Origin of the sequence: Bradyrhizobium cosmicum (genome assembly GCF_007290395.2) — a bacterium.
GTDB classification, from domain to species: domain Bacteria; phylum Pseudomonadota; class Alphaproteobacteria; order Rhizobiales; family Xanthobacteraceae; genus Bradyrhizobium; species Bradyrhizobium cosmicum.
The window spans coordinates 4,172,173-4,194,852 of record NZ_CP041656.2 but is presented as its reverse complement, the minus strand read 5'-3'; the positions used below and the strand labels follow the sequence as shown (position 1 = coordinate 4,194,852).

32 protein-coding genes are annotated in these 22,680 nt (G+C 64.9%); 17 read left to right on the top strand and 15 right to left on the bottom strand.

Annotation, left to right across the window (positions count from 1 at the left end):
• Positions 1 to 109: 109 nt before the first annotated feature.
• Positions 110 to 361, bottom strand: coding sequence for a hypothetical protein (locus FNV92_RS20220; protein ID WP_143844847.1), 252 nt, complete (start codon positions 359 to 361; stop codon positions 110 to 112).
• A gap of 99 nt (positions 362 to 460) precedes the next feature.
• Positions 461 to 853 (bottom strand): hypothetical protein, encoded by a 393-nt coding sequence (locus tag FNV92_RS20215; RefSeq protein WP_015686528.1) that lies wholly within the window; start codon positions 851 to 853, stop codon positions 461 to 463.
• 135 nt (positions 854 to 988) lie between these two features.
• On the opposite strand from FNV92_RS20215, the gene FNV92_RS20210 reads away from it, so the two are divergent.
• The gene (locus FNV92_RS20210; protein WP_143844848.1) at positions 989 to 1,774 is read left to right on the top strand and encodes an SDR family NAD(P)-dependent oxidoreductase; all 786 of its coding nucleotides are present in this window, start codon (positions 989 to 991) and stop codon (positions 1,772 to 1,774) included.
• Between the two features lies 1 nt (position 1,775).
• Here the strand turns inward: FNV92_RS20210 and FNV92_RS20205 are convergent, their stop codons facing one another.
• Positions 1,776 to 2,006: a DUF6894 family protein gene (locus FNV92_RS20205; RefSeq protein ID WP_015686526.1), complete on the bottom strand. Its 231-nt coding sequence runs from the start codon at positions 2,004 to 2,006 to the stop codon at positions 1,776 to 1,778.
• A 385-nt stretch (positions 2,007 to 2,391) separates the two neighbouring features.
• The gene (locus FNV92_RS20200) at positions 2,392 to 3,372 is read right to left on the bottom strand and encodes a hypothetical protein (RefSeq protein WP_143844849.1); all 981 of its coding nucleotides are present in this window, start codon (positions 3,370 to 3,372) and stop codon (positions 2,392 to 2,394) included.
• 321 nt (positions 3,373 to 3,693) lie between these two features.
• On the opposite strand from FNV92_RS20200, the gene FNV92_RS20195 reads away from it, so the two are divergent.
• On the top strand, positions 3,694 to 4,290 hold the full coding sequence (locus FNV92_RS20195; protein ID WP_168213628.1) for a L,D-transpeptidase: 597 nt from the start codon (positions 3,694 to 3,696) through the stop codon (positions 4,288 to 4,290).
• 12 nt (positions 4,291 to 4,302) lie between these two features.
• Here FNV92_RS20195 and FNV92_RS20190 read toward each other — a convergent pair whose 3' ends face one another.
• Both FNV92_RS20190 and FNV92_RS20185 read right to left on the bottom strand, forming a co-directional pair.
• The gene (locus tag FNV92_RS20190) at positions 4,303 to 4,746 is read right to left on the bottom strand and encodes a COG4315 family predicted lipoprotein (RefSeq protein ID WP_143844851.1); all 444 of its coding nucleotides are present in this window, start codon (positions 4,744 to 4,746) and stop codon (positions 4,303 to 4,305) included.
• Positions 4,747 to 4,866: 120 nt separating this feature from the next.
• A complete protein-coding gene (locus FNV92_RS20185; protein WP_143844852.1) occupies positions 4,867 to 5,331 on the bottom strand; it encodes a MarR family winged helix-turn-helix transcriptional regulator in 465 nt (154 codons plus the stop codon).
• A 101-nt stretch (positions 5,332 to 5,432) separates the two neighbouring features.
• Here FNV92_RS20185 and FNV92_RS20180 point away from each other — a divergent pair, with 101 nt between their 5' ends.
• Together FNV92_RS20180 and FNV92_RS20175 are read left to right on the top strand one after the other, a co-directional pair.
• Entirely contained in the window at positions 5,433 to 7,355 is a 1,923-nt protein-coding gene (locus FNV92_RS20180; RefSeq protein ID WP_168213629.1) for an FAD-binding monooxygenase, read from the top strand.
• Between the two features lie 110 nt (positions 7,356 to 7,465).
• Complete coding sequence (locus FNV92_RS20175; protein ID WP_015686520.1) at positions 7,466 to 7,744, top strand: hypothetical protein; 279 nt, start codon at positions 7,466 to 7,468, stop codon at positions 7,742 to 7,744.
• A gap of 14 nt (positions 7,745 to 7,758) precedes the next feature.
• Here FNV92_RS20175 and FNV92_RS20170 read toward each other — a convergent pair whose 3' ends face one another.
• Positions 7,759 to 8,037, bottom strand: a complete 279-nt coding sequence (locus FNV92_RS20170) for a DUF3551 domain-containing protein (protein WP_143844854.1) — start codon at positions 8,035 to 8,037, stop codon at positions 7,759 to 7,761.
• A gap of 112 nt (positions 8,038 to 8,149) precedes the next feature.
• Here FNV92_RS20170 and FNV92_RS20165 point away from each other — a divergent pair, with 112 nt between their 5' ends.
• Positions 8,150 to 8,356, top strand: a complete 207-nt coding sequence (locus tag FNV92_RS20165; protein ID WP_015686518.1) for a hypothetical protein — start codon at positions 8,150 to 8,152, stop codon at positions 8,354 to 8,356.
• Here FNV92_RS20165 and FNV92_RS20160 read toward each other — a convergent pair.
• The 3 genes from FNV92_RS20160 to FNV92_RS20150 form a co-directional block, all read right to left on the bottom strand.
• Complete coding sequence (locus FNV92_RS20160; RefSeq protein ID WP_143844855.1) at positions 8,342 to 8,926, bottom strand: TetR/AcrR family transcriptional regulator; 585 nt, start codon at positions 8,924 to 8,926, stop codon at positions 8,342 to 8,344. The two genes, FNV92_RS20165 and FNV92_RS20160, sit on opposite strands and share 15 nt — an antisense overlap.
• The gene (locus FNV92_RS20155) at positions 8,926 to 9,270 is read right to left on the bottom strand and encodes a DMT family transporter (RefSeq protein WP_015686516.1); all 345 of its coding nucleotides are present in this window, start codon (positions 9,268 to 9,270) and stop codon (positions 8,926 to 8,928) included. Before FNV92_RS20155 ends, FNV92_RS20160 begins: the two co-directional genes overlap by 1 nt.
• A gap of 173 nt (positions 9,271 to 9,443) precedes the next feature.
• Positions 9,444 to 10,109: an O-methyltransferase gene (locus tag FNV92_RS20150; protein ID WP_143844856.1), complete on the bottom strand. Its 666-nt coding sequence runs from the start codon at positions 10,107 to 10,109 to the stop codon at positions 9,444 to 9,446.
• A gap of 96 nt (positions 10,110 to 10,205) precedes the next feature.
• Here FNV92_RS20150 and FNV92_RS20145 point away from each other — a divergent pair, with 96 nt between their 5' ends.
• The 3 genes from FNV92_RS20145 (at position 10,206) to pdxY (ending at position 12,449) form a co-directional block, all read left to right on the top strand.
• Positions 10,206 to 10,850, top strand: coding sequence for a TetR/AcrR family transcriptional regulator (locus FNV92_RS20145; protein WP_143844857.1), 645 nt, complete (start codon positions 10,206 to 10,208; stop codon positions 10,848 to 10,850).
• A gap of 90 nt (positions 10,851 to 10,940) precedes the next feature.
• Entirely contained in the window at positions 10,941 to 11,582 is a 642-nt protein-coding gene (locus FNV92_RS20140; RefSeq protein ID WP_143844858.1) for an FMN-binding negative transcriptional regulator, read from the top strand.
• Positions 11,583 to 11,630: 48 nt separating this feature from the next.
• A complete protein-coding gene (gene pdxY, locus FNV92_RS20135; protein WP_143844859.1) occupies positions 11,631 to 12,449 on the top strand; it encodes a pyridoxal kinase in 819 nt (272 codons plus the stop codon).
• 4 nt (positions 12,450 to 12,453) lie between these two features.
• On the opposite strand, the gene FNV92_RS20130 is transcribed toward pdxY, so the two are convergent.
• Positions 12,454 to 13,755, bottom strand: a complete 1,302-nt coding sequence (locus FNV92_RS20130; RefSeq protein WP_143844860.1) for a hypothetical protein — start codon at positions 13,753 to 13,755, stop codon at positions 12,454 to 12,456.
• Positions 13,756 to 14,082: 327 nt separating this feature from the next.
• Between FNV92_RS20130 and FNV92_RS20125 the strand changes: the two genes are divergently transcribed.
• The 4 genes from FNV92_RS20125 (at position 14,083) to FNV92_RS20110 (ending at position 16,142) form a co-directional block, all read left to right on the top strand.
• Positions 14,083 to 14,247, top strand: a complete 165-nt coding sequence (locus tag FNV92_RS20125) for a Flp family type IVb pilin (protein ID WP_041748933.1) — start codon at positions 14,083 to 14,085, stop codon at positions 14,245 to 14,247.
• A 176-nt stretch (positions 14,248 to 14,423) separates the two neighbouring features.
• Entirely contained in the window at positions 14,424 to 14,678 is a 255-nt protein-coding gene (locus FNV92_RS20120) for a hypothetical protein (protein ID WP_143844861.1), read from the top strand.
• A gap of 292 nt (positions 14,679 to 14,970) precedes the next feature.
• Positions 14,971 to 15,117, top strand: coding sequence for a hypothetical protein (locus FNV92_RS20115; RefSeq protein ID WP_015686508.1), 147 nt, complete (start codon positions 14,971 to 14,973; stop codon positions 15,115 to 15,117).
• Positions 15,118 to 15,221: 104 nt separating this feature from the next.
• The gene (locus FNV92_RS20110) at positions 15,222 to 16,142 is read left to right on the top strand and encodes a DMT family transporter (RefSeq protein ID WP_143844862.1); all 921 of its coding nucleotides are present in this window, start codon (positions 15,222 to 15,224) and stop codon (positions 16,140 to 16,142) included.
• A 250-nt stretch (positions 16,143 to 16,392) separates the two neighbouring features.
• Here FNV92_RS20110 and FNV92_RS20105 read toward each other — a convergent pair whose 3' ends face one another.
• Together FNV92_RS20105 and FNV92_RS20100 are read right to left on the bottom strand one after the other, a co-directional pair.
• Positions 16,393 to 16,743 (bottom strand): zinc ribbon domain-containing protein YjdM, encoded by a 351-nt coding sequence (locus FNV92_RS20105; RefSeq protein ID WP_015686505.1) that lies wholly within the window; start codon positions 16,741 to 16,743, stop codon positions 16,393 to 16,395.
• Between the two features lie 70 nt (positions 16,744 to 16,813).
• A complete protein-coding gene (locus FNV92_RS20100; protein WP_015686504.1) occupies positions 16,814 to 16,987 on the bottom strand; it encodes a hypothetical protein in 174 nt (57 codons plus the stop codon).
• Between the two features lie 145 nt (positions 16,988 to 17,132).
• Here FNV92_RS20100 and FNV92_RS20095 point away from each other — a divergent pair, with 145 nt between their 5' ends.
• Both FNV92_RS20095 and FNV92_RS20090 read left to right on the top strand, forming a co-directional pair.
• A complete protein-coding gene (locus FNV92_RS20095) occupies positions 17,133 to 17,504 on the top strand; it encodes a c-type cytochrome (protein WP_143844863.1) in 372 nt (123 codons plus the stop codon).
• Between the two features lie 335 nt (positions 17,505 to 17,839).
• Positions 17,840 to 18,901 (top strand): magnesium and cobalt transport protein CorA, encoded by a 1,062-nt coding sequence (locus FNV92_RS20090; RefSeq protein WP_143846262.1) that lies wholly within the window; start codon positions 17,840 to 17,842, stop codon positions 18,899 to 18,901.
• Between the two features lie 35 nt (positions 18,902 to 18,936).
• Here the strand turns inward: FNV92_RS20090 and FNV92_RS20085 are convergent, their stop codons facing one another.
• Positions 18,937 to 19,425: a nucleoside deaminase gene (locus tag FNV92_RS20085; RefSeq protein ID WP_143844864.1), complete on the bottom strand. Its 489-nt coding sequence runs from the start codon at positions 19,423 to 19,425 to the stop codon at positions 18,937 to 18,939.
• Positions 19,426 to 19,430: 5 nt separating this feature from the next.
• On the bottom strand, positions 19,431 to 19,634 hold the full coding sequence (locus FNV92_RS20080; protein WP_143844865.1) for a hypothetical protein: 204 nt from the start codon (positions 19,632 to 19,634) through the stop codon (positions 19,431 to 19,433).
• 103 nt (positions 19,635 to 19,737) lie between these two features.
• Between FNV92_RS20080 and FNV92_RS20075 the strand changes: the two genes are divergently transcribed.
• The 3 genes from FNV92_RS20075 (at position 19,738) to FNV92_RS20065 (ending at position 22,518) form a co-directional block, all read left to right on the top strand.
• On the top strand, positions 19,738 to 20,013 hold the full coding sequence (locus FNV92_RS20075) for a hypothetical protein (RefSeq protein ID WP_143844866.1): 276 nt from the start codon (positions 19,738 to 19,740) through the stop codon (positions 20,011 to 20,013).
• Positions 20,014 to 20,484: 471 nt separating this feature from the next.
• The gene (locus FNV92_RS20070; RefSeq protein WP_143844867.1) at positions 20,485 to 21,462 is read left to right on the top strand and encodes an ornithine cyclodeaminase family protein; all 978 of its coding nucleotides are present in this window, start codon (positions 20,485 to 20,487) and stop codon (positions 21,460 to 21,462) included.
• Positions 21,463 to 21,507: 45 nt separating this feature from the next.
• A complete protein-coding gene (locus tag FNV92_RS20065) occupies positions 21,508 to 22,518 on the top strand; it encodes a Bug family tripartite tricarboxylate transporter substrate binding protein (RefSeq protein WP_143844868.1) in 1,011 nt (336 codons plus the stop codon).
• The last annotated feature ends 162 nt before the right edge of the window (positions 22,519 to 22,680 follow it).

The following is a 22,680-nucleotide window of genomic DNA, read 5'->3' as shown; positions in this document are numbered from 1 at the left end:
GGGCCGCTCCTCGGCCCTGCGGATCGCATTCTAGCGAGCGTAAGCACCGCGGCAAGCCGTCCGCTCCAACCCGGAAGCAGCCCGCCGGGTTCCCGCGTCACAGTGCGGCCTATCGTTCGCCCTGGTCGCCGCCTTGCGTGCCGGACTTGTGCTGGGTCTGCGGCTGGCTGCGCTCGCCGGTCTCCTTGCAGGGAAGCGGCTCCCACGATCCATCCGGCGCCTGCTGATAGGCGCTGCAGGACGCCGACGCGGCCGACTTGTCCTCGCTCTTCTGGGCGTCGGAATTCTTCGCCAGCACAGGGGCGGTGAGCACGGCGCCGGCCGCGAGAGCACCGGCGAAAACGAGATGGGCAATCCGCATGGGGGTCTCCTGTTCGAAGAGCCCGCATGCTGGCAATGATTGTGACGATTATTTGCCGCGGCGGCGGTTCCGTCGCGGCATGCTTAACCGCGACAGGAACTAGCCGCCCTTGGCGCGGATCAGGCCGGCGAGGTTGGTCTTCTGGGCCTCGCACCAGCTCGGCATGCCGATGCGGCGCTGGTTGAGATCGGTCGCCTGGGTGGCCACCGCGACCTCGGCCATCAGATCGTCATCCTGCTTCTCGCCCATCTTGCCGCCGGTGTGCATCCAGGCGATCGCCTTGCGCACCTTCTCGGTGGTGCCGTCGGGCAGGTGCATCTGCTCCGCCTTCTGCACCAGGTCCTGGTAGACGACATCCGTACCCGGGCATTCGACCTTGGCGGCGAAGGCCTGCAAGACCAGCGTCACATAGGTCGAGCGTGCATGGTCGTCGGCTGCTTGGGTCGGCGCGGCGGTCAGCAACAGGCCCGCGATCAGGAAAGCGGTGCGCATCCTTAGGTCCTCCTTCATTCATTTTTTTAAGAGGCTAGCGTCTGGCGGGCTACTCCGCAATGGTGCCGGGGCGCATTTGTCGCTTCGCGCTGCGGTGCGCTATCGTGGCCGGCATCCCCTGGTACGGAGAGCGAGATGAGCCTGTTCAGCACGCCGTTCGATCCTGCACGCGACACGGCGCTCGTGACCGGCGCCGGCAATGGCATCGGCCGAGCCATCGCGCAGGCCCTGGTCGGCGAGGGCGTTCGGACCGTGTTCGCCGATGTGAGTGCGGAGCGCGTAAGCGCCGCGATCAGCGCGAGCAGCAAGCCCGAATTGGCGGTGCCGTGGGTTGGCGATCTCGCGAGGCTCGAGGCATGCGATGAGCTGCTGGTTGCCGCACATGCCGCGCTGGGCGAGGTCTCGCATTTCGTGCACAGCGCGTCTCCGCCGCGGCGCGAGGCCGATCACGCGTTCGCGGTGGACCGCAAGACCTGGCAGGAGATGCACGCCGTCAATCTCGATGCCGGCTTTCACCTGGGGTGCGAGATCGCTAAACGGCTGATCGCGGCAAAGCAGCCCGGCTCGTTCCTATTTCTCACCTCGCTGCATGCGGGCACGCCGCGCAACCTGCCGCATTATTCGACGGCGAAGGCGGCAATGGCGATGCTGGTGAAGGAGCTCGCGAAGAGCTTTGGTCGTCACGGCATTCGCGTCAACGCGCTGGTGCCGGGTGCGATCGCAGCGGGCGGTTTCGTCGCGGATGCTTCGCTGGCGCGGCACATTCCGCTCGGGCGCCTCGGCGCCGCCGACGATCTCGCGCCGATGGCGCTCACGGTGCTGTCGAACAAGCTCTCGGCTTACGTCACCGGCGCAGCCTTCGTCATCGACGGCGGCCTGTCGCTGACGAACTGGTTCGAAGCGCCTGATCTGGGCGTGTAGCTCAGCGCCGCCAGGCCGGCACGGGATCGAGCGGCGTGCGATAGACCTCGTTGTGATCGCGATCGGTGACGCGTACCGCGCAGCCCTTCTGCTGCAGCTCCGGCTTCACCTGCGACAGCTCATTGGCCAATTGAACGGCGCGATCGGAGGCGACCTCGATGTCTTCGAGGATGATTTCGCCCTGGTTCTTGAACTCTTCACCGACCACGAGATCGAAGGAATAGTAAGGCATCCGAATTCTCCGGTGTGACGACCAGATCTGAAAAAGCAGCCTTCAATGGAAGGCTTCAAAACATGCTGGATCGTACCACTGAGTCGATGTCTATCGGGTGAACGGACCGCGCAATCTCTGTGCTTATGGCGCAGAAATGATGTGCAGTGCGCATGTGCATTAAGATTTTATTAAACATGTCGGCGCGATCATTAGGCATGGAATTGCAGCAGAACCGGGCTCCGGGAACCGGCAGCTGCAAGAGAAGGCCGCCGGCATAGATCCCGACGGCCTTTTCTCTTGCGAAGACGATCGAAGCATCGCGTCCCGTAGTAACCCGGATTCAACGCGTCACATCGACTCGGACAGCGTGCGCGACTGGCGCCAGCGCTGTTCTGTCGTTGCTCTAGCGCAGCGGCATCGGCGGCCGCACCACAGGGCCGTCGTCATCTGCGACGGCTTGCGTCGTGGCGACGGGGGCGGCCGGCGGCGCGGCCGCAGCTGCCTGCGACGGCGGGGGAGGCGCGAGCGGTGCGGGCGCGTAAGTGTGCGACACGACCGGCTTCGGCTTGCGAACCGGGGGCGGTGTCGGGGCCGGAGCTCGCGGCGGGAGCGCAGACACGCGCGCACGCGGATCGATCGGCGGCCTCGCCTCGGTCACGGGCTTCGGTGCAGGTGGCTTCGCCATCTCGCGTGCCATCTGCTCCTGTCCGGCCTTCAACTCGGCGATGCTGGCCTTGAGCGCTTCGATCTGCTGCGCCATCAAGCCGATATCGCGCGTCATCGATTGCACAGACTGCGTTGGATCGGGCTGCGTCGCCGCGGGCGCGGCTGCTGCAATTTGAGCTGCGGGTGCGGCCGCCGTAGATTGATCGCCGGTTTGATCGGTCGCGGCGGCTTGCGCTGCGGCGACCGGCGCGGTCTGCGATGTCGCAGGCAGCAGCGCTGCCAGGGTCGGCGTCCATTGCGCAAGCATCGGCTTGACGGTGTCGCCGTGTTTCTCCCAGGCGATGGTGGCGGCCGCGCTGCCGCCCGCAAACAGAAACGTGAGGAACGCGCCGCGCAGCCATTTGCTCGCGGCGGATCGTTTGCGCGGGCCGAGACCATCGCTCGCCGCGACGCGCACGGCGGTGTCGACGGAGGGAACGGCCGCCTGCGGCTCGGCCGCGGGACTGAACTTCGGCTCCGGATTGATTTTTGGTTCCGGTGTGAATGTCGGCTCCGGACGGCTCACGATCTCCGGCGCCAGCGACGGAGCAACGCTGACGGGACGCGAGGCCCGCACGATGTCGGGCGAAATCTGCACGGCGTCGTGCGGGTCGTTGTCCCTGACCGCATCCTTCACGATCGCATCGACGATTTGACTGCTGTTCAGCGTCGCGAGCATCGCAGCTCCTTGCACTTTGGTCGTCCGCATTGGCGCGAGCCGATCTGTTGACGTGCCCCATCCCAAGCCCAGGGAGCACGAGTCCAGTCGGGTTTGACCAAAGCAAGGCGAGGGGATGGAGACTGTGCGACGCTTGTCCGCCGTTTGTGGTGATGGAACTCTTCCCGCACACGCGGACGTGTTCCGGATAGCCTTGTTTTCAGCACGATTTTGGCACTATCTGGCGACGCTGGGGGCGCTGCCATTCGCTATCGGGGGCCGGCGGTGCCAAGATCTTTATTCGCCTTATTCATCGTTGCCTTGTTGCCGCTCGGCGGCTGCATGCAGACGACTCTTTCGCCATCGACGGATGCGAGCATGACGGCCCGCGATCGTCAGTTGCTGGCGCACGCGCCTTACGCGAAGGCCGATGTGCCCGAGCAGTTTCTCCGGCACGTCGTCGATTATCCGCGCAAGGAGCAGCCAGGCACGATCCTGGTCGATACCGACGCGCGCTATCTGTATTTCGTGCTGCCGGACGGCAAGGCGATCCGCTACGGCGTTGCGGTCGGCGAGGAGGCGATGGCCTTCTCGGGCGTCGCGCGCGTCGGCCGCCTGGCGGAATGGCCGGACTGGGTTCCGACCGCGGACATCCAGGCGCGGCTCGGGCCGTATCCAGCGCGCGTTGCCGGTGGCCCGGCCAATCCGCTGGGCGCGCGGGGCATCTATCTCTATTCCGGCAACAAGGACACGCTCTACCGGATCCACGGCACCAACCAGCCCGAATATATCGGGCAGGCGATCTCGTCCGGCTGCATCCGCATGCGCAACGAGGACGTGATCGATCTCTACGACCGGGTGAAGCTCAACTCCATGGTGGTGGTGTTGCCCCCCGGGCAGAACGCTCGGGTCGAAACCGGCACCAGCTGGCGCGGCTAACCGCTTCGCGCGCTACTCCAGGGGCCGCGCGATGCGCCATTGCAGCGTCGTGGCGATACCGTTGACGTCGCCCGGTGCCTTGTCGGCGGGCGAGGTGTAGAGCGGGCGATAGCGGTATGCCCACATCTTGCTGCCGTCGTCGCGGTTGATCACGGTGAAGTCGCCGACAGCCTTGGCGTCAGCCGGCGCGGGAAGCGGTACCCAGCTTTCAGTGCACTTGTCGTTGCAGGTGGACGTTTTGCCGGTGGTGTCGCGCTCGTAATGGTACAGCGTCATGCCCTTGAGATCGACGAGCTTGGGGCCCTGCTTGGTCAGGATCACCTTTGCCGGTACGGGCGGCGATTCGGCCTTCGGGGTAGGCGGAGGGGAACCACCGCCGCCGCCATGGCCGCTGTTTGCGAGCGCCTGGCCGGCCGAAAGCGCAATGGCTGCTGCCGCAATGAAACACCTGAACATCGGAAAGCTCCCGAACGGCAAAGTTAATCGCGCGTTAAGCGCCGAATGGGGCAGACCGTAGCAGCCGAAAGTTAGCTCCGGGTTTCATGGCACTGCGACATTTGCGGACAGGAGTACCGCCTATGCCTGCGCCTCGCGCAGGGGCGCGCGGCTGAGCTCGTTGCCGGCGGCAATGGCCTTGCGCAACAACCGCATCAGTTCATCGCCTTCTTTCGCACTGAGGCCACGCAACATGATGCGCTGGGCGGATTCCACCGCCGGCGTGATCTTGCGCAGCGTGCGCTTGCCTTCATCGGTAATCTCGAGCTCGCGCGCGCGGCGGTCGCGGCTCGAGGCGCGGCGGTCAATGAGGCCCTTCTGCACGAGGCGATCGATCACGCCGGTGATGGTGGTGCGGTCGTAGGCGATCAGTCCCGCGAGCGTGACCTGGTCGAGCGCCGGATTGGCCTTGATAGTCGCGAGTGCCGCGTATTGCACCGGCGTCAGGTCGAAGCCGGCTTCGCCGACCTCGGCCAGAAACACCGCGACCGCGATCTGCTGGAATCGGCGCGCGAGATGCCCGGGCATGTCGTTGTTGTCTTTCACCGAATTCTCCTCGGGGCAGAGAGGCGTGCCATTATTGACAGGTATACTGATAATCAGCATACTGAGCAATATCGAAGAAGACGTCGACGGGAGAGGTGCGCATGCAATTCCATCTCAATGGATTTCGGCCGGGCGATCCCGAGATCGCCGATCCCGCTGACCGCATTCGGGCGTCCGGCGCAGCGGGCGCGGTGCCCGAAGAGGTCGATGTCCTCATCGTCGGCTGTGGCCCCGCGGGCCTGACGCTTGCCGCCCAGCTTGCGCAGTTCCCCGACATCAAGACCTGCATCGTCGAGCAGAAGCCGGACCGCCTGCTGGTCGGGCAGGCCGATGGCGTTGCCTGCCGCACCATGGAGATGTTCCACGCCTACGGCTTCAGCGAGCGCGTGCTGAAGGAGGCCTATTGGGTCAACGAGACGACGTTCTGGAAGCCCGACGAGCGGGCGCCGGAGACGATCGTCCGCAGCGGACGGGTGCAGGACGTCGAGGACGGGCTGTCCGAATTCCCGCACGTGATTCTCAACCAGGCGCGAATCCATGACGGCTTTCTCGACGTCATGCGCAAAGCGCCAGCAAAGCTCGAGCCTTATTATAGCCGCCGCCTGCTGGACGTGCAGGCTGATCCGGCTGCAGATCCCGCCGATCACGCCGTGACCGTCCGTCTCGAGCGCGTCGATGCCGGAAGGGAGGGCAGGCTCGAAACCATCAAGGCGCGCTATGTGGTCGGCTGCGACGGTGCGCGCAGCATCGTGCGAAAATCAATCGGCCGCGAGCTGCACGGCGATTCCGCCAACCATGCCTGGGGTGTGATGGACGTGCTGGCGGTGACCGATTTTCCGGACATCCGGTTCAAATCGTTGATCCAGTCGGCGAAGGACGGCAGCCTGCTCATCATTCCCCGCGAAGGCGGCTACATGGTCCGCCTGTATGTCGAGCTTGCAAAACTCGACGTCGGCGAGCGCGTTGCCAACCGCAACATCACGGCAGACGACGTGATTGCGAAGGCGCGGCGGATCCTGAAGCCCCATACGCTTGACGTGAAGGAGATTGCGTGGTGGTCGGTCTACGAGATCGGCCAGCGCCTGACCGACAAGTTCGACGACGTGCCGGAGGCCGAGATCGCCACGCGTCTGCCGCGCATCTTCATCGCCGGCGATGCCTGCCACACCCACAGCCCGAAGGCGGGGCAGGGCATGAACGTCTCGATGCAGGATGCTTTCAACCTCGGCTGGAAGCTCGCCGCCGTGCTGCGCAAGCAGTGCGCGCCGAGCATCTTGCATTCCTATTCGGCAGAGCGTCAGGCGGTTGCGAAAGAGCTGATCGATTTCGACCGCGAATGGGCGGGGATTTTGGCGTCCGCAGCGAAAGCGGGCGGCGCTGATGCTGCCAAGACGCAGGACTATTTTGTCAGGCACGGCCGCTACACCGCGGGCACGGCGACGCATTACCGGCCGTCGGTCCTCACCGGCGCTGCGACCCATCAGCATCTTGCCGAAGGATTCGTGATCGGAAAGCGCTTCCATTCCGCGCCGGTCATTCGGCTGGGCGACGCCAAGCCGGTCCATCTCGGCCATGCGGGGCAGGCGGACGGTCGCTTCCGGGTTTACGCGTTTTCGCCCGCGGAAGATCCTGCGGCTGCCGGCTCGGCCATTCGCGCCTTGTGCAGTTTCCTGAGCGAAGCCCGGGAATCGCCCGTGAGGCGCTACACGCCTGCGGACGCAGACATCGACAGCGTGATCGACCTGCGCGCTGTCTTCCAGCAGGAACATCGCGAGCTCGCCGTCGAGGCAATGCCCGCACTGCTGCTCCCCCGCAAGGGCCGCTATGGTTTGCTCGACTACGAGAAGATGTTCTGTCCCGACCTCAAGAGCGGCCATGACGTTTTCGCCATGCGCGGGATCGATCGCAAGGCCGGATGCATGATCGTCGTGCGGCCGGATCAGTATGTGGGACACGTGCTGCCGCTCGACGACTTTGCCGGGCTCGCCGCATATTTCGATGGGATCATGCTGCCTGCACGCTGAGGCGATTACAATTTAAGATAGATCGTCACGGGCGGATTTCATCGATCGTAATATCTGTATCGAAAGCTGTAAGCATCCACTCGGGGCAGCGGGGCAACGGGAGGATGACGATGAGACAGAGCCAGGCGGAGACGCGTCGCCAGAGTGTCGCGAAGCGGTCGATGACCAAAGAGGCCAAGCAACTGACTAGCCTGATCGACGGGTTGCGCAAATCCCTCGATGACATTCACAAGCAGCGTGTGAGCATGAAGCTCTCCGGTGCCGAGATGGGCGTGCTCGACGAGCGCCGCAACAATCTGCTGCTCACCATCGCAGCCCTGGACGATCGCCTCTCGGCGGTGCAGGGACTGATTGATCTCGGCCGCCCGCACGTCATTCGCGTACACTGAGCGGATCACGGCCGCTAGCGGTTCCGTCGCGGCGGCGATGGACCCAGGCCCGGTTGGCGGCCCTGCACGGCATAGGGATTGGCGTAGCACTGCGCGGATTGCCCGGAGGCGGTCGCGGCGCATTGCGCGATCGACGTGAAGCTGCAATCGATGCTGCTGCCGTCGATGCTGTAAACCTCCATGCAGACTGGATAGCGCGGATCGTAGGTTTGCGCTGCTGCCGGCCCGGGGCCCATCAAGGCCACGCCAGGCAAGCCCGCGACAAGCAGAATCGAATTCAGGATGGGTCGCACGATCTACCTCCGGCGCTCGGTTGGAACCAAAGCACAATGCTGCCGCGGATGGCACCAAATTGCCATGCTCCGGGCGAATTGCCGCCAACTCCCGCTGCCACGAGGGGAACGGGTGCAGGGCAACGCCAGGGGACGCGAATTGGCCTACAAGATGGTCGCAGAACGCGACAATGAGAAGTGCAGTTTCGACCGCGAGAGCCGGTTGCTGATCGTGGCGAAGGCGAAGGTGTGGGCGAGCGAGGGATGGCGGGTGGTCATCACCGACCAGGATGGCAAGGCCTACGCGCCCGCCGAATTCGACCAGCTATCGGCGGCGTGACCGCGCGAGGGGACGGGTCTGCGAGATCAGCCGGTCGTGCACGGCGCGGAAATCCGCGCTCATGCGGATCTGCCCCGTCGTGACATAGGACAGCCAGGCGCCGTCGGCGGCGAGGCGGACGATCCGCAGATCGGGCGTGCCGTCGGTTGCGCGGTGCCGCTTCAGGCGTGCCTTCAGCCAGTCGTTCCAGAGCCGCCGGAGCGACGGATCGGTGACGACGACCATGCTCAGCGCTGCCCATGGCGTCGCAAAGCCGAAGGCCTTGCCGGTGAACACCGCATTGACATAGGCGCGCGTAAAGCTGCCATGCAGCCTGGGGTCGGCTTCGATGGCGGTGTCGATCTCGGCATCGACGCGTGCGAGCAGATCGGCGAACAGGCCCTCGATCAGCGCCTGCTTGCTGCCGAAATGATGAAACAGTCCGCCCTTGGTGACACCGGCCGCCGCTGCGACCGCCTGCACCGTGACGCCGGAGACGCCGTGGTCCATGGCGATCGACGCGGCGTGGTCGAGCAGGGCACGTCGCACCTGCTCGGGCTGCTTGGCGCGGGTGTAGGCGCTCGCCGGCATCAATGCACCGTTGTCTCCGAGAACAGGTTGATGATCACGACCCCGGATACGATCAGGGCGATACCGACGAAGGCTGCGGCGTCCAGCATCTGGCGGAACAGCACGAAGGAGACCGTGGCGGTCAGGATGATGCCGACTCCGCCCCAGATCGCATAGGCAATGCTCAGCGGGATGACCCGGATCGCGACCGACAGTGCATAGAACGAGGCGACGTAGAACAGCACCATGGCCAGCGTCGGCCACGGCCGGGTGAACTGGGCGGATTGCTGGAGGAAGGCGGATGCCGTCACCTCGAGGATGATGGCGAGGGCGAGCGCTGCGTAGGCGTTGAATGCGGACGTCATGGCGGACCCGGAAGAGCGCGAAAGATACCGCTCGGTAGGTATGTTCAGAACGTGGCTTTTGCCAGACGCTGCTATCACGCGTGCGTGACGAGCCTGCGACAGGAGGGACTCTCGTGAAGCCGCCGCGCGATGGATAGCGCAGCGGCTTCGGAGGGGCGTGGTTCCGAGTTGCGCTAGTTGATCCGCACGGAGAGCTCGACGTCTTCAGCGAAGGGCGTGGACATGTAGCCGCTTCCGGGCTTGCGGACGCGTGCGAGATAGTCGGGGCTGTCGTCGGCGTTGTCCGCGATGATGATCGCGCCCGGGGTGAGATGGCTTTCGACCAGATCCAGGATCTCCGGGTAGAGCGCCTTGGCGCCGTCGAGCAGCACGAGATCGATCGTATCGGGCAGATCAGCGCCGAGCGTCTTCAGCGCATCGCCCTCGCGGATCTCGACGAGATCGAGCAGCCCGCCGGCCGAGAGATTCTCCCGCGCACGCGCCGCCTTGGACGGCTCCAACTCGCTGGTGATGAGACGCCCGCCGCCATTGTCGCGCAAGCCTGCGGCAAGATGCAGAGTCGAGATGCCAAATGAGGTGCCGAACTCGACGATCGCTTTGGCGCGGGAGCTGCGCGCGAGCATGTAAAGCAGTGCGCCGGTCTCGCGGGATACCGCGAGCGGAGCGTCCTTCAGCCGTCCATAGAGGTTGCGGTAATCGGTCTTGCTCCGCATCATCCGCACGCGGTCGGCGTCGGTCACATCGGCAAAGGCAGCTCGCGTTGCGCCGCGTGCAGCTTCGTCCTGGTCGAACAGGCGATCCAGCAAGGGCGCTAGTAAGGTGATCGTTAGGGTGGTCATTTTGTGTCTCCAGGGTCGCCGCAAAGCGCGTGCTTGCGTGGAGATCGAAATACGACTAATTCGTCGCATTCGCTATTCGCGTTGCCCAGGGGCGCCATGGCCGACCGCCGAAGCCGTTCAGTTTCCTCACGAAAACAACCGCAGCAGGCACGTTCCAGCGGCTTGGTAGCGGCCATTTTGGATGCCGCTGTTCAGGTTCTGGCGAAGGAGGGCGCACAGCGTTTCACCACGGCGCGGGTGGCCGAGCGGGCCGGTGTGAGCGTGGGATCGCTCTACCAATATTTTCCGAACAAGGCCGCGATCCTGTTCCGCCTCCAGAGCGACGAGTGGCGGCGCACGAGCGAACTGCTGCGCGACATTCTTGCGGACCGGGCAAAGCCGCCGCTGGAGCGGCTGCGCGCGCTTGTCCATGCGTTCATTCGGTCCGAATGCGAGGAGGCTGTGATCCGTGGCGCCCTCGATGACGCCGCGCCACTCTATCGCGACGCGCCGGAGGCGCAGGACGCGCGGTCGGCCGGCGAGGGCATCGTTGCGGCCTTCATGCGGGAGGCGCTGCCCAAAGCCTCGGATGCGACGCGAGAACTCGCCAGCGAATTGATCAAGACGACGTTGAGCGAGGTCGGCAAGCGGTTCTCGGAGAAGCCGCGCAGCGAGGTGGAGATCGTGCGTCATGCCGATGCGCTTGCCGACATGTTCTGCGCCTATCTCGGGGAGCTTGCGCGTCGTCGAGATCATTCCTGACATCTGCGTTTGCGGCCCAATATCGCTTCGGGTTTCGCCCGATGATGGGGTAGCTTCGAATCGTCCTTTATCCAGATCGAGTGTCGCGCCATGCATGTCCTTCGCCCGCAGTTTCGCATCGAGGAGCAGCGCGCGCTGGAGTTTGCCAGGCAACGCGGCTTCGGCATGATCGTGGCGGCCGACGAGCGCGGGCCGCGCGCCTCGCATGTGCCGTTCGTGCTGGATCAACGCGACGGGCGGACGATCGTGCAGATCCATTTCACGGCGAGGAATCCGCTCGTTCCGCTCGCGGATGGCGTCAGGCGCTTCCTGCTGATCGTCGCCGGCGACGATGCCTACATCTCCAACGACTGGTATTCGTCGCCTGACAACGTCTCGACCTGGCTCTACGAGGCCGTGCACCTGTCCGGGGTGGCCCATCTGCGCGAGCTCGACGACAACCGCGGCCATGGCGATGCTCTGCTCGCGGTCTCCGAGGCGCGGCTGACGAAACAGCCCTGGGACCTCGCGCAGATGGAGCCGGGCAAACGCGAGAGCATGCTGGCTGCGATCCGCGTCGTCGATCTCGTGGTGGATCAAGTCGAGGGGCAGGCCAAGCTCAATCAGCACAAGAGCGATGCGGACCATGTCGCGGTGGCGGGCCGTCTGGCGCAGTCGGAGGAGAGCGGACACCGGCGGCTGGCGCGGAAGATGCAGGCGCTGCGGCCGGGGCTTGGCTACGATTTTTTGTGATCCGGGCGACGCTTGCCTTGCATCGCGATTGATCCTACGGACCTCTGCATGCTCGTCATCTCCATTCAAAGCCAGGTCGTTCACGGCCATGTCGGCAACAGCGCCGCCGCCTATGCGATGCAAGCGGAAGGCGTGAACGTCGCGGCGGTGCCGACGACGCTGCTATCGAACCATCCGCGCTATCCGACCTTGCGTGGACGTGTGCTGGAGACCGAGCTCGTCGCCGATCTCTTGAGAGGCGTGGAGGAGCGCGATCTCGTCGACGAGGCCGCGGTGCTCGTCACCGGGTATCTCGGCTCGCCCGGCAACGCCGCGGCGATCGCCGATTTCGCCGAGCGGGCGCTGACGCGCAATTCGAAGCTGGTCTATGTGTGCGACCCCGTGATCGGCGACGACGGCCGCGTCTATGTTGCCGATGGCATTCTGGACGTGGTCCGCCACCGCCTGCTGACGGCAGCGAATCTGATCACACCGAACCAGTTCGAGCTCGAGCTGCTCTCGGGCACCACCATCTCCGACGCGCAAGGCTTGCGCGCGGCGTGCGTGGCGCTTGCGGGCCAGCGCCGCATCGACGTCGTGGCCACCGGCTGCACGCTCGCGGACACACCAGCCGGACAGGTGGAGACGATCCTGTGCGCGGACGGGCAATTGTCGCGCTTTGCGACGCCGCGGCTGCCGATCCGTCCCTCAGGCACCGGCGACCTGCTGACCGGCCTGATCGCAGCGCATCTGGCCAAGGGCAGGGCGATGGAGGCGGCAGTGCGGCTTGCGGTCGAGACCGTCTTTGCGGTGCTGGTGCGCACGCAGGAAGCCGGCACCGCCGAGATGCGCCTGGTGCCGCTGCCAACGCCGGGGCGGCAGCCGTAACCGCTCAGGTCGCGCGCTTGGCGGCCGATTGCGCCGACTTCTGCGGTTTGGCCAAAACCTTCTGCTCGCGCGCGGCCTGCGCCTTCGGTGCTCTGACGCCAGCCACCGCCCGCACCTTCCTCGGCTTGCTGTTGGCGGCTTCCTTGCGGTCGGCGGAGCCACGCTTGGAGATATATTCCAGACCGTCGACGGGGCCGACATGCGGGGGATCGCGGCCGAGATAGGGCCGGCCGATGCCGAGCGCCTTGCCGTTGGCGTCGACCCACTTCCACAGGATTTCGGTCGAAACCCAGCGTTGGGCGCGGTTGTTGCCCTGGGTGCTGACGATGTCGGCCGCCATGCCGTGGCCGTAGCCGCCGCGCGTGCTGCCGCCGTGATAGGAACGGTCCGAGGCCGCCTTCAGACCGCTCGCGATCGACTGGCGATAGTCGTCGCGGAACGCGCTGGTGATGCCCGGCGAGAGGCCGGCGGCCTCAGCCGCGAGCAGCGTGCGGAACAGCTTGCGCTTGAAGCTCTTGTCCATGCCGCCGATCACGTAATCCATCATCGACATGCCGGCGTGCTCGGCCGCCTTCGGATCCTTCCAGCCGAAATCCTCGTCGACCAGCTTGGTGAAGCTGCGCATCACCGTGACCATCTTGCCCTTGCGCTTCACGGTGACGGCACGGCGCTCCTCGACCTTGACCGAGTCTTCCTTGGGGGTGCGCTGATAGAGCGCCCAGAGATAGCGGTCGATGCAGGCGTCCATGACGAAGCATTCGTCGAGCACGGCGACGGTGTCGGCGGGCGGCGAGGCCTTGCTCGCGGCGGGCGCAGGACCCGTCGCGATCGCTGCCGCCGACAGCGCGTCAGTCGTCACGATCTCGGTGGGATCGGCGGACGCGAGCTTGATCGCGGGCTGCTGCGTCGGCGCCGTTTCGCTGACGACGGGGGCAGGGTCCGGCAAAATCTGCGGTGCGGGCGGCGCTTCCATCGGCAAGACCAATGCCGGATCGGCCGAGGCGAGCTTGATGGCGGGAGCGAGCGCCTCGAGCGGTGCGGGCTCGGCAATTGCCTGGACGGGCGTCGCTGCGACGGCGGCCGCGATGTCGGCGGTCAACGCGACGCCATCCTCGATCGTCGCAGCGCGCGGGACGTCGGCGAGCTCGAGCCTGCTGACGTCTTTCGCGCGGGAGACGGCGGCCGCATTGGCGCCGCTGTTCTCGATGAGGACAGGCGCGTAGGCAGACAAAGAGAGTGCCAGCCAGCCGGCCATCACGGCCGAAGGGCACGAGACTGCCACCAGAAGAGACCGCCGGTCGTTCATGATCCCTGCCTCCAGAAGGTTCGGTCGAACCTTCGTTGTCGGAACAGATTTGCACAGCCAGGCACGCGGTACGTCGATTGTTCGGGGGACGATGTGGCGGCGCAATGGCGCAATTCGTCGAGACCGGGCTTTTCGCGCAGGTGTTGCGCATCTGCAACGTGAGTTCCCAGCAGTTCCGTGCGCTCCATGGGCCAGGAAGGCCTGCAAAAGCGGTGCTGATTGTCGTCAAATTGAGGAGTCCGAATTTACTCAATCTTGGATTGTAGCGTGGCATTTCTCGTGCGCCGGCAACGTCCGGTAGAGTTGGGAAGGACACGGACTGTGAAATTGAAATGCCTGTTGGCCGAATTTGCCGCCGATGAATCCGGCGCCACCGCGATCGAATACGGCCTGATCGCAGCGGCGATCGCGCTTGCGATCATCGAAGTGATCTATGCGCTCGGCACCAATCTGGTCGCCAAGCTGCAAGCGCTGGCGACGGCGCTGAAGTAGGGCGGTACGCTCGCCCGCTGGGGCGCGAGAGGCAGGACACACTCCCTGCGCAACTCGTTGTGAAAGTTAACGATTACCCCATGCGCAGGACGCGTTGTTGCGATGCAGCAATGCATGTCGCAATGCAGCAAATCAGGATTACATTTGCTCCGAGCTATTCCTTTGGAGCATCACCAATGAACAAGAAGATCCTTTCGATCGCAGCCGCCGCCCTCATCATCGCGGGCACGACTGCCACCTTCGCCGCCGAGTTGCCGGCTTATGAGGCCAACGGCATCACTGCTTCGCCCCTGCAGGTCCGCGTGCTCGGTGCCAACGGTGTCGAGCAGCAGGTGACGGCGCCCGCCGCCAGCATGACGACGCTGCAGGCCAGCGTTCTGACGCCGCGCAAGCTGAAGACCGCGACGGTCACCACGGGCTCCGCCCGCTAAACCCAAACGTCCGGCGGCGGGCACGGTGGAGACCTATCGTGCCTATCGCAGGATTCGGGTTTTTAGAAGGCGTCGTTTCCGCATCAGGCCGCGTTCCCTTCGGGGAGCGCGGTTTTTTGTTGCCGGTGCGCGGATCGAGAAGCCGATGCTGAAAAAGATCGGCTTGGAGCCGCCATTGTGTACGGTGGTTCAAGACCAGTGTGATCTCCTTAATAGTTGCTTTGCAGATCGCGGCGCTTGATGCGGGCGTCGCTGATTGGCGGCCAAGAAACATTTTCATAATGGAGCCGTCATGCCCGTTGCGCACAAAGTCGTTGTTGCAGCCACCCCGCTGCGTGAAGTCATCGTCAGGCATCTGGCGCTGTTCGCCGGCGCCGCGCTGTTCGTGTTCGTGCTGAGCCTGACCTATGGGCTCGATCTCAGCCCCGGATTCTTCTGAGTGTTTGCTCGCTCCCTCCGCGCACACCTTCAACCGACCGCTGCGTGCCAGCCTTGCAGGCGCGTGGGTTGAGCCGGAAGCATTGCCGCCGTAACGCTTGATCCATGGATCAGCGGACGAGCGGCGCTGACGCTCTCACTCAGAAGAATGATACGGCACCGGCGCTGCTTGGCGTCGTGTGCGGGCTGTCGGCTGCATTGTTCTGGGCACTCGGCTTTGCCGGCACCCGGCATGGCCTCAAGGTCGGCTTCACGCCGACCGATCTGCTGATGCACCGCTTTGTCTGGTCCGGCATCGTCTTCCTGCCGCTGGTGCTGCGCGCCGGCATCTCCGATCTCTGCGGCATCGGCTGGGGCAGGGGCCTCGTGCTGATGGTGCTCGGCGGCCCCGTGATGTCGCTGGTCTCCTACACCGGGTTCCTGTTCGTGCCGCTCGGTCATGGAAGCGTGATCCAGCCGTCGTCCGCGACGCTCGGCGGATTGTTCCTCGCCGCGATGTTCCTGAAGGAAAGGATCTCGCCCTCGCGCCTTGCCGGCGCCATCGTCATCGTCGGCGGCCTCGCCGTGATCGGCGCCGAGTCGATCGGTCATATCGGCGCCGACGGCGTGCTGGGCGATCTGATCTTCGTGATCACCGGATTCATGTTCGCCGGCTTCGGCACGCTGCTGCGGCACTGGCGTGTCTCCGCGGTCTCGGCCGCGCTGGTCATCAACGTACTGTCGCTGCTGCTGCTGCCGATCTACCTGCTCACCAGCGGCCCCGCCCGCATTGCCGAGATCGGCTTCAGTGAGAACGCCATCCAGGCGCTGGCGCAGGGCGTGCTCGCAGGCCCCGCCGCGCTCTATCTGTTCGTGGTCTCGGTCCAGCGCCTCGGCGTCGCCCGCGCGGCGGTGTTCCCGGCCTGCGTGCCGGCGCTGACGCTGCTCACCGGCTGGCTGCTGCTCGGCGAGCCGCCGACGGCGTTGCAGGCGGCGGGCCTGGTGACGGTGCTGTGCGGATTTTACCTAGCGCAAAGGCAGCGGTGACCCGGCCTCCGGGGCAGCGGTTTGCCAGGGGGCCGGGAGTACGACCCGGATGGGGCGGGCTTCGCCGGCGGTTTCCGTCTTCGGCGCTTGCGAGGATCGTTCCTGCGCGCCGTCCGCGGCCGCAACGGCGATCGACGCCAGGATAAAACTCGCCGCGATCACGACCGTCCGCAAATCAAACATTCTCGCCATCCTCTGTTGACACAGAGAACGGCCGAGCCGTCGAAAAGTTCAGATCGCGCAGCGCGCCTCAGGCCTTCTTCACGAACTCCGATTTCAGGTTCATCGCGCCGATGCCGTCGATCTTGCAGGCGATGTTGTGGCCGTCGGTGGCGTCCTGCAGGCGGATGTTGCGGACCTTGGTGCCGCCCTTAACCACCGAGGAGGAGCCCTTGACCTTGAGGTCCTTCATCACGATGACGCTGTCGCCGTCGGTGAGCACGTTGCCGTGGGCATCGCGCACGCCGGCCTCTTGCGTGGCTTCCGCCGCCGCATCGCCCGCGGCGCTCCATTCATGGGCGCATTCCGGGCAGATCCAGAGATCGCGATCCTGATAGGCATGCTCCGAATTGCATTTCGGGCATTTGGTAGCGTCGGTCATGGCAGTTCCAGTCTTTCGGAAGTCAACAAGGGAAGAGGGCGCCGCGTCAGGCTGGACGCGGGGCGAGGCGTCATCGAAACAGCGCGACGAAGATCACGTAGAGCCAGCCCAGGATGCCGTGGATGATGGCCCACAGGATCGAATGGTTGTTGGTATAGGAGATCGCGATGGCGAGCGCCGAGCCGAATCCGACGCCGTATTTGGCGCCCTCGACGCGGACGCCGTAATATCGATTCTCGTTCATGCTGATCCTTCCGCGGAATGGCGCGCCGTTGCTGGTTGCGCGCCTTGTCCTACGAGCGTTGCGCCGATCGCTTGATGCAGATCAATCCTGGCCCGGGTGCGCGGCCGTACGCTTATCAGGCCAGCGAAGCGAAGGCGAGGGCAGGATGATGTCGCGCAGCGTTCGAATCTATCTCGGCCTTGCCATCCTGATCGGATTGTCGGTGCTGTTTCTCATCAGCGTCGTCCACACCGCCGCGGGCGCATCGCGCTCCGCCGCCGGAGCCTCGCGCGCGGCCGCGGAGGGCCATCGCCTCGCGCAGGCCTGGTGCCAGACCTGTCACGCCGTCGAGCCCGGCATGCCCGGACTGTTCGACCGCGCCCCGAGCTTCCAGGCCATCGCCGACCGCAACGGCACCACCGCGCTGTCGCTGAAAGTGTTCTGGAAGACCAGCCACCAGACCATGCCGAACCTGGTGATCTCGCCGCAGCAGGCCGATGCGCTCTCGAGCTACATCCTGAGCTTGCGCGGCGATTGAGGCGACGTCGGCAAAAGTCGTGAAAACAACCCCATGCACAGTAGAAATCGCTGGGGATTTCAGGTTTTCGGGATTGCCGAATATCTCTTGACCCGTCGGGCAAAACAGGTGCATGATGGCATCGTCGGAAGTGCGGGAGCTACGCGGCTCCCCGGGCCGATGTAGGAATCCCATCAAGATATGCGCGCCGGGCCTTGCGGTCCTCCCATCCCGTTCGGAACCGCGGTCGTCGCCTCGCCGTTGATCCTTCGATGCACCAATCGAAGGAGGTGACGGTGGCGCGAAATCGGACCCGTCAGAGGCAGGTCGATCCAAGGCAGGTCGAGAGGTTGGCGCTGGTCCAGACCCAGGCGCCCGTCCAGAGCGCACCGGCCGCCGAGGCCGGCGTCGTCGCCGCCAGCGTCTATGCCGGCGGACGCAGGATCTGCGACATCGCTATCGAGGAGGCCGGCAAGTGGGCCAAGAAGCAGGGACACGTGGTCTGGATCGGCCTGCACGAGCCCGGCCTCGAGCTGCTCCAGCGCGTCGCCGCGCAGCTCGACCTGCATCCGCTGGCGATCGAGGACGCCTCGAACGCGCATCAGCAGCCCAAGGTCGAGCAATATGGCGATGCGCTGTTCGTCGTGGCCCGCACCGCGCAGCTGGAGGGCGAGCACATCGAGTCCGGCGAGGGCGAGCATGCCGCCTCAGGCGAGTCCGAGCGCATCGCTTTCGGCGAGACGCACATCTTCGTCGGCAAGGGCTATGTGGTCACGGTGCGCCATGGCGCCTCGACCTCCTACAAGGCGGTCCGGGAGCGCTGCGAATCCTGTCCGTCGGCGCTGCCGCAGGGCGAGGACTACATCCTCTATGCCGTGCTCGATTTCATCGTCGACAACTACCGGCCCGTCACCGAGAACATCCAGGCCGAGGTCGAAGCGCTGGAAGAGCAGGTGCTGCACAAATCGCTGGCGCGCCGCGATTTCGACCGCCTGTACCGGCTGCGGCGCGACCTGTTGCGGCTGCGCCGCGCCGTCGGTCCCGTCGTCGACGTCTGCAAGCGGCTGGGCCATGCCAATCTGATCGCGATGGACGACGAGATGAAGCCGCTGTTTCGCGACGTGCTCGACCATGCCAAGCGGGCCGAGGAGGACATCGATGCCTTGCGCGAGGTGCTGGCCTTCGTCTTCGAGGCCAACATGATGGCCGGGCAGGCGGCGCAGACCGACATCGCGCGCCAGCTCGCCGCATGGGCCGCGATCCTCGCGGTGCCGACCGCGGTCGCCGGCATCTACGGCATGAATTTCGAGCACATGCCGGAGCTGAAATGGGAATACGGCTACTACGCGGTGCTCGGCGCGATCGCCAGCATCTGCGGCGTGCTCTATCTGCGCTTCAGGCGGAATGGCTGGCTGTAAAGGGCGGACCTCGATGGGACGCCGCTCCTGCTGCCTTAGATGTTGCCCTGCTCGCTCTCCGGCACCTTGTCCCAGGGCCGATAGTACAGGCGGGCGCAGTCGTCGCGCAGAACGCCGCCTTCGATGCTGAGATCGTCGCGGTAGGCCTTGCTGACGAAGTCGAGTGTGTCGATGTGCCGGGCTTCGAAATACATCTTGTGGACGTCGTCGCGGCCAGCGCCGTAGACGATGCGCGAAACCTTCGACCAGATCGAGGCCATCGTGCACATGCCGCACGGCTGTAGCGTGGTGTAGAGCGTGGCGCCGCGGATCTCGCCATTCTCGAAGCCGGCGCCGGCGGCCCTGATCGCCTCGATCTCGGCATGGGCGACGGCATCGTGATGCTCGGCGACCTGGTTGCGGCTCGCGGCCAGCACCTTGCCGTCGAGCACGATGACACAGCCGATCGGGCTGAGCGAGGGATCTGTGCCCTTGGCGCGCGCGACGCGCAGCGCCTCGCGCATGTAGCGCTCGTCCTCGGTCATCGCAGCTATTTGGGCTCGACGCTCAGCTTGGGGTCGGTGGGCAGCACGGTCGCGCCGGCGTCCGCCGCGGCCTGCTCGGTCGTCACCGTCCGCTCGGCATCGGCTTGCGTTGTCGGCACGAAGAGAAAGGCAGCCGCGCCGAGCGCGAGACTGCAGAGGATGAGAACGATGAGGGACATGCGCATGGCCGGATAATCGAACGAACCCACGGAAGTTCCTAAGGCACTGGCATGGCGCCGGACCTCGGGCGCGCATGAATTTACTTGCCTTGCATCGGGACCTTTTGCACTCTGATGCCAAGGAGACAAACGCATGAAGATCATGACTGTCGCGTGCGCGCTGGGAACGGCGCTGGTGCTGGGCAATCTCGCAACCTCCGATGCCGAAGCGCGGACGCGGAGGGCACAGGTTGCTTCCGAACCGCGGCTCAGGGTCGACGTCCCCGTGCTCAGGCCGACGCCGTGGGATTACAATGTCGTTCCGCGCTATCGCTATCGCCCCGAAGACGACCGCGTCGATCCCTACGGCCCGCCGCTGGTGTCGTCGTATGTGCGCTATGAAGGATGGCGCTGGCCGTATTGGTGGTGACGGGCAATCATGGGTAGGACGGGCAACGCGGAAGCGTGCCCACAGTGGTCCTGGTCATGGAAAAATGGTGGGCACGGCGCAAGTGCGCCTTTGCTCACCCTCCGGCGCTCAAGACTTCGCGACGAGCGGCGTGGCGCCGAACCTGTAGTTGACGGTCAGGCGGGCGGTATGCGCCCGAGATCGCCGCAGAGATATTCGACGCCGACATTCCAGTAGCCGAAGGCCTTCGCGACGCCGGCGCCCGCGCTCCGGCCCACCCGCGTCCAGGCCGCAGAACCGGCGTGGCTAAAAAAACGTCGCCGCGCTCAAATTCCCTTCAGATGTGCCCGCTTTCCATGAGATTTCAGGGTGTGACTGCCTAGAAGACAGCATTGAATTTCTATCTGAATACAGCAATGGTTCGGACATGGATCAAATGCGTGCGGCGATAGCGGTTGCGATAGATTGGTTGAGCGCTGCGAAGGCTGTGCCATGACGCTGAATGTCGCGAATGATGAACTGCTGTACCTGTCGCAGGCGGATGTCGTCGCATGCGATGCGCAGGTCGGCGAGTTGGAGGCAGCACTCCGGCGTGCCTTCCTTCGCCGCGCGGAAGGTGGGGTCTGGTCGCATCCCAAGGTCACGATCAGCGCAGGCGGGCCCAACATCTTCCGCGGCAAAGGCGCGGTGATGGATCGCCCGGGCTATGCGGCTTTCAAATGGTTCGGCTATTTCCCCGGCAACAGCAATGGTGTGCCGGACTTCATGCCGCTGATCGTTCTCAACGAGATCGAGACCGGACGGCCGGTGGCCGTCATGGACGGTGTCTGGATTTCGGCGATCCGCACGGCGCTGATCTCGCTCGTCGCAGCTCGCTTCATGGCGCGCGCCGATGCGGGCACGATCGGTTTTCTTGCGTGCGGCGCCCAGGCGCGAAGTCATCTCGACGTGTTTGCCGCGGCGTTTCCCTTGACCCATGTCGTTGCCTTCAGCCGCCGCCTCGAGACTTCAGAGGCATTTGCCGTCAAAGCCCGCGAGAAAGGCCTGCAAGCTCGCGCCGTGTCCGATCCGCGCGCGGCGATCAAAGGCTGCGACATCGTCATCAGCTCCATTCCCCATGGTGTGGCAGATAATCGACAACTCGACGCCAACTGGGTCGAGCCGGGGACTTTCGTCTCTTCGGTGGATCTCGGCTTCGGCTGGCGACGCGACAGTCTTGCCGCCTTCGATCGCACAATGACCGATGACCGCGAACAGAGCACCGCCGGTCCAAACGGAATCCTGAACTACGACGGACCGTTCGCCGGCGATATCTCCGATCTCGTGTCCGGTCGCATCGCCGGGCGCAGCAATCGCGACGAGCGCAATGCATTGATCTTTTCGGGCGCGGGCCTCGCGGATCTCGCCGCTGCGGCTTTCATCTATGAAGCGGCACGCGCCAAGGGCATCGGAACGAGATTGCCGCGTTGAACTGAGATCAACGCGTGTCGCACGCGTTACGCAATGGAGCGCAGGATGAGCAAGACATCGTCGTTTGGACAGCAGAAGACCATGATCGGCCGCCGGCGATTCATGGGGCTCGTCGGCGGCTCTGCAGCGCTGCTGGCAGCGCCGCGGATCGCGTCGGCGCAGGCCTATCCTGATCGCCCGGTTCGCGCCATCGTCACGTTCGCGCCCGGCGGCACCGCCGATGTCTATGCGCGCCTGGCCTGCCAGTATCTTTCGGAAAAGCTTGGTCAGCGCTTCGTGGTCGAGAACATCGCGGGTGCGACCGGCAACCGCGGAACGGTCCAGGCGGCGCGGTCGGAGCCTGACGGCTACACCATCCTGTTCGCGTTGAGCACGCATGCGGTCAACGCGTCGGTCTTCACCAACATTCCATATGATCCGATCGCGGATTTCGTCGCCATCAACCTGTCGGTCTCCTCGACGCACGTGGTCTCCGTCAATCCCTCCGTCCCGGTCAAGGATGCGAAGGAACTGGTCACTTACCTGAAAGCGCGTTCCAATCAGAATTACGCGCATGGCGGCGTCGGGACCCAGGCGCATCTTCTCGCGGAGCGATTAAGGGTGACGCAGAAGCTCGATATCGTCGGCGTGCCGTTTCCAGGCGCGGGCCCGGCGGTTCAGGCCGTGGTCGGCAACCATGTGCCGATCGGGTGGAGCACGATGGCATCCGCCGGACCGATGATATCAGGGCGGCAACTCAACGCGCTCGCGGTCACCGGAAAGACCCGCTCGAAACTGCTTCCCGATGTTCCGACGATGATCGAGCAGGGCTTCCCGGAGATCCAGGGTGACACCTGGGTCGGCGTCATGGCGCCGAAGGGGACGCCGGACAGCGTGGTCACGGTCATCAACACCGCGATCAGCGAGTTCCTGCAACAGCCGGCGGCGCAGCAGCGCCTTGCCGAGGTCGGCTTCGACGTCGTGAACAAGGGCCCGGCCGAATTTTCCCGCATCCTGGTCGAAGAGACCGGGTTCTGGAAAAAGATCGTGGAAGAGACGGGCGTGAAGGTCGAATAATTCCTCGACGAGGTGATCGCCGCAGGGTGAGCCCTTGGGACGCTGACAGAGTGGGTGGGGCGCATCACCCCACCTGGCGCATCAAGATTTGAGGCGCATCAACATCATCGCGCGCGCGACTGGATAGTCTTCTCAAGGGGTCGACCCGCAGAGGAGGCGCAC

Bases quoted from the DNA above. Each gene is read 5' to 3' on its own strand.
- FNV92_RS20220 (WP_143844847.1), bottom strand. From the start codon at position 361: ATGCGGATTGCCCATCTCGTTTTCGCCGGTGCTCTCGCGGCCGGCGCC.
- FNV92_RS20215 (WP_015686528.1), bottom strand. From the start codon at position 853: ATGCGCACCGCTTTCCTGATCGCGGGCCTGTTGCTGACCGCCGCGCCG.
- FNV92_RS20210 (WP_143844848.1), top strand. From the start codon at position 989: ATGAGCCTGTTCAGCACGCCGTTCGATCCTGCACGCGACACGGCGCTC.
- FNV92_RS20205 (WP_015686526.1), bottom strand. From the start codon at position 2,006: ATGCCTTACTATTCCTTCGATCTCGTGGTCGGTGAAGAGTTCAAGAAC.
- FNV92_RS20200 (WP_143844849.1), bottom strand. From the start codon at position 3,372: ATGCTCGCGACGCTGAACAGCAGTCAAATCGTCGATGCGATCGTGAAG.
- FNV92_RS20195 (WP_168213628.1), top strand. From the start codon at position 3,694: ATGCAGACGACTCTTTCGCCATCGACGGATGCGAGCATGACGGCCCGC.
- FNV92_RS20190 (WP_143844851.1), bottom strand. From the start codon at position 4,746: ATGTTCAGGTGTTTCATTGCGGCAGCAGCCATTGCGCTTTCGGCCGGC.
- FNV92_RS20180 (WP_168213629.1), top strand. From the start codon at position 5,433: ATGCAATTCCATCTCAATGGATTTCGGCCGGGCGATCCCGAGATCGCC.
- FNV92_RS20175 (WP_015686520.1), top strand. From the start codon at position 7,466: ATGAGACAGAGCCAGGCGGAGACGCGTCGCCAGAGTGTCGCGAAGCGG.
- FNV92_RS20160 (WP_143844855.1), bottom strand. From the start codon at position 8,926: ATGCCGGCGAGCGCCTACACCCGCGCCAAGCAGCCCGAGCAGGTGCGA.
- FNV92_RS20155 (WP_015686516.1), bottom strand. From the start codon at position 9,270: ATGACGTCCGCATTCAACGCCTACGCAGCGCTCGCCCTCGCCATCATC.
- FNV92_RS20150 (WP_143844856.1), bottom strand. From the start codon at position 10,109: ATGACCACCCTAACGATCACCTTACTAGCGCCCTTGCTGGATCGCCTG.
- FNV92_RS20145 (WP_143844857.1), top strand. From the start codon at position 10,206: ATGGCCGACCGCCGAAGCCGTTCAGTTTCCTCACGAAAACAACCGCAG.
- FNV92_RS20140 (WP_143844858.1), top strand. From the start codon at position 10,941: ATGCATGTCCTTCGCCCGCAGTTTCGCATCGAGGAGCAGCGCGCGCTG.
- pdxY (WP_143844859.1), top strand. From the start codon at position 11,631: ATGCTCGTCATCTCCATTCAAAGCCAGGTCGTTCACGGCCATGTCGGC.
- FNV92_RS20130 (WP_143844860.1), bottom strand. From the start codon at position 13,755: ATGAACGACCGGCGGTCTCTTCTGGTGGCAGTCTCGTGCCCTTCGGCC.
- FNV92_RS20120 (WP_143844861.1), top strand. From the start codon at position 14,424: ATGAACAAGAAGATCCTTTCGATCGCAGCCGCCGCCCTCATCATCGCG.
- FNV92_RS20115 (WP_015686508.1), top strand. From the start codon at position 14,971: ATGCCCGTTGCGCACAAAGTCGTTGTTGCAGCCACCCCGCTGCGTGAA.
- FNV92_RS20110 (WP_143844862.1), top strand. From the start codon at position 15,222: ATGGATCAGCGGACGAGCGGCGCTGACGCTCTCACTCAGAAGAATGAT.
- FNV92_RS20105 (WP_015686505.1), bottom strand. From the start codon at position 16,743: ATGACCGACGCTACCAAATGCCCGAAATGCAATTCGGAGCATGCCTAT.
- FNV92_RS20100 (WP_015686504.1), bottom strand. From the start codon at position 16,987: ATGAACGAGAATCGATATTACGGCGTCCGCGTCGAGGGCGCCAAATAC.
- FNV92_RS20095 (WP_143844863.1), top strand. From the start codon at position 17,133: ATGATGTCGCGCAGCGTTCGAATCTATCTCGGCCTTGCCATCCTGATC.
- FNV92_RS20085 (WP_143844864.1), bottom strand. From the start codon at position 19,425: ATGACCGAGGACGAGCGCTACATGCGCGAGGCGCTGCGCGTCGCGCGC.
- FNV92_RS20075 (WP_143844866.1), top strand. From the start codon at position 19,738: ATGAAGATCATGACTGTCGCGTGCGCGCTGGGAACGGCGCTGGTGCTG.
- FNV92_RS20070 (WP_143844867.1), top strand. From the start codon at position 20,485: ATGACGCTGAATGTCGCGAATGATGAACTGCTGTACCTGTCGCAGGCG.
- FNV92_RS20065 (WP_143844868.1), top strand. From the start codon at position 21,508: ATGAGCAAGACATCGTCGTTTGGACAGCAGAAGACCATGATCGGCCGC.